Origin of the sequence: Clostridium sp. N3C (assembly GCF_900095445.1) — a bacterium.
In the GTDB taxonomy this organism is placed as follows: Bacteria; Bacillota; Clostridia; order Clostridiales; family Clostridiaceae; genus Clostridium_AU.
Map to the genome: position 1 here is coordinate 1 of NZ_FMJL01000105.1, position 2697 is coordinate 2697.

Sequence of the window (2697 nt, forward strand, 5' to 3'; positions counted from 1 at the left end):
ATATATGGAGGAAATCAAATTGAATAAATCAAGAAATTTTACACCACAGGATATTCATGTTATCCAAAATATACAAAAGCCACTGGATCTATTAGAAGAAAGTTTAGCTGGAGAGGTGGACGATGTATTAAAGGAGTTTATATCTACAGGAAAGATTAAAATAAGAGATAGGTATAATCAATTAGTACGTGATTTTAAATATACAAGGCAAACATATATTAGTGACTATGCTTCTGTAGAAGTTGGATTTTGGATTCTTGAAGATGATTATCTAGTGGCATCTACCACCTTATGGATACATAGAGATCATGAAGAATATATCAAAATTGAAAAGGCATTTGATAAATACTCTAAAGATGCATCGAATGATTTTAGTATAGATAGGGAAACATACGGCGATTGGATCGGATTAAATATAGATAGATCTTTATTGGACTTTTTAAGTGAAGGGGATCATGTTGGGGCTATACAGGATTATTTTATAGCAAGTATGAAATTTATAAAAGAAATCATTGGTAATAACGAAGATATTAACTTTTAGTAAGGATATTCAAATAAAAGATATTAAATAGGTTATTTAAAGAAGAAGCGAGGCGAGATAAAATGAATAAATTAACATCAATTAAAAAAATAAATACAGCCTCAGGACTTTGTAGTGAAGATGAAGCAACAAAGCATGTAACCCTATGTGGTAGGATAGTTGTCGTAAGATAAAAATGATGTATAATAGATTTACGACAATAACCTAAGGAGAATGATTATGTCTAACGATACCAATAAAAACAGAAGTTATACCAATGAGTTTAAAGTTTCTGTATTAAAAAGATTAGAGCAAGGTGAAACAGTTGGTTCATTATCAGAAGAATTAAATATATCTAAGTCCTCCATATATCAATGGGTCAGAACACACAATAAAAACAAAAAGGATTACTCAATCAACTTAAAGTCTAAGAACAATTGGACCTCAGAAGATAAATTTCAGGTAGTCCTTGAAACTTCAACTCTTACAGAAATTGAGTTAGGTGAATACTGCAGGAGAAAAGGTATTTATGTTGATGAAGTAAAGGCTTGGCGTGAACAGTGTATAAAAGCAAATCAAACTATTATAGAAGATTCTAAGGAGCTTAAAGAGAATCTAAAAGCTGAAAAAGAGCTAAATAAGAAACTCGAAAGAGAACTCCGTATTAAAGAAAAAGCACTTGCAGAGACAGCTGCATTACTCGTATTAAGAAAAAAAGCAAACGCGATTTGGGGGGACCCCGAGGACGAATGATCAGTGACTCAGATCGCGTTACAGCAGTAGAGCTGATCAATGAAGCTAGGGCAAGTGGTTGTAGATTACAGCCAGCCTGTGATGAGCTAAATATAAGCCCTAGAACATATCAAAGGTGGACAGAGGAAGGCGACATAAAAAGGGACCAAAGACCTTTAATTGATAGGCCTACACCTAAAAATAAACTAACCGAAGAAGAACGCAAGGAGTTAATTGAAGTAGTTAATAGTCCTGAATATGCAGACCTGGCGCCATCACAAATAGTTCCTAAATTAGCTGATGAAGGTAAATATATAGCATCAGAATCAACCATATATAAAGTACTTAAAGAAGAGAAAATGAATACTCACCGAAGTAGATCAAGTGCACCAGTAAAGAGAACTCCACCAACGCATATAGCAACATCTCCAAATCAAGTATGGACTTGGGATATCACTTGGTTAAATGCATCTGTAAGAGGACTATACTTTAAACTCTATTTGATAATAGACATGTTCAGTAGATTAATAGTAGCCTATGAAGTATGGGAAGAAGAAACATCCGAACATGCCGAACACCTAATAAGAAAAGCTACATTATCACAAGGAATATCTGGACAACCATTAGTATTACATTCAGACAACGGCAGCCCCATGAAAGCTGCAACATTCCAAGCAACACTAGAAAAACTAGGAGTGCAAAGCTCCTTCTCCAGACCAAGAGTAAGCAATGATAATCCTTACTCAGAATCACTTTTCAAAACAATGAAATACAGACCCAAGTATCCATTTAAAGGCTTTGCAAATCTAGACGAAGCTAGGAAATGGGTTAAAAAGTTCGTTAATTGGTATAACAATGTCCATATGCATAGTGGAATCAACTTCATTACACCATATCAAAGGCATTATGGTCTAGATAAAATGATTATGAAAACACGAAAAGAGACCTATGAAAATGCTAAGGCAAAGCATCCAGAAAGATGGTCTAAAAACATTAGAAACTGGACGTTACCTAAATATGTATCGCTTAATCCTATTAGTGATAACGAAGTTAATGATATTTTAAAGGAAAGTAATTAAATAATCTAATACAGAGTAAACACACCGGATTATAACAATATGGTAAAAATATGCAAGGTAGTTAAAGAAGAAGTACCTTTATTAAACATACCATCAATTAAATTAAAACTCCATATATATAACAAATCAGTATTGAAATATTTTATATAAAATGCGACAACTTACTTGACAAACACCGCCTATCATACAGTACATGAGGATGAAGCTACTAGAGAGGGATATCATCCATTGCGATGAAACGCCAATTCAAGTACTGAAGGAGGATGGAAAAAAGCCTCAAACGAAGTCTTACATGTGGCTTTATCGTACTGGAAATGATGGGGAAGCTCCCATCATCTTGTATGACTACAGGTCATCAAGGAATGG

Annotated in this window: 4 protein-coding genes; all 4 read left to right on the top strand. The window is 33.9% G+C overall.

What is annotated here, in order from left to right; translation table 11 throughout:
* Positions 1 to 541: hypothetical protein (locus N3C_RS14575; protein WP_207648634.1), on the top strand; the 541-nt coding region annotated here is incomplete at its 5' end.
* A 219-nt stretch (positions 542 to 760) separates the two neighbouring features.
* Positions 761 to 1273 (top strand): transposase, encoded by a 513-nt coding sequence (locus tag N3C_RS14580; protein ID WP_074366717.1) that lies wholly within the window; start codon positions 761 to 763, stop codon positions 1271 to 1273.
* Positions 1270 to 2331: an IS3 family transposase gene (locus tag N3C_RS14585; protein ID WP_074366718.1), complete on the top strand. Its 1062-nt coding sequence runs from the start codon at positions 1270 to 1272 to the stop codon at positions 2329 to 2331. The genes N3C_RS14580 and N3C_RS14585 overlap by 4 nt, the downstream gene beginning before the upstream one ends.
* Before the next feature lie 181 nt (positions 2332 to 2512).
* A partial coding sequence (locus tag N3C_RS14590) for an IS66 family transposase (protein ID WP_373432816.1) occupies positions 2513 to 2697 on the top strand: 185 nt, incomplete at its 3' end.

Coding starts and splice junctions, on each gene's coding strand:
- N3C_RS14580 (WP_074366717.1), top strand. CDS start 761: ATGTCTAACGATACCAATAAAAACAGAAGTTATACCAATGAGTTTAAA.
- N3C_RS14585 (WP_074366718.1), top strand. CDS start 1,270: ATGATCAGTGACTCAGATCGCGTTACAGCAGTAGAGCTGATCAATGAA.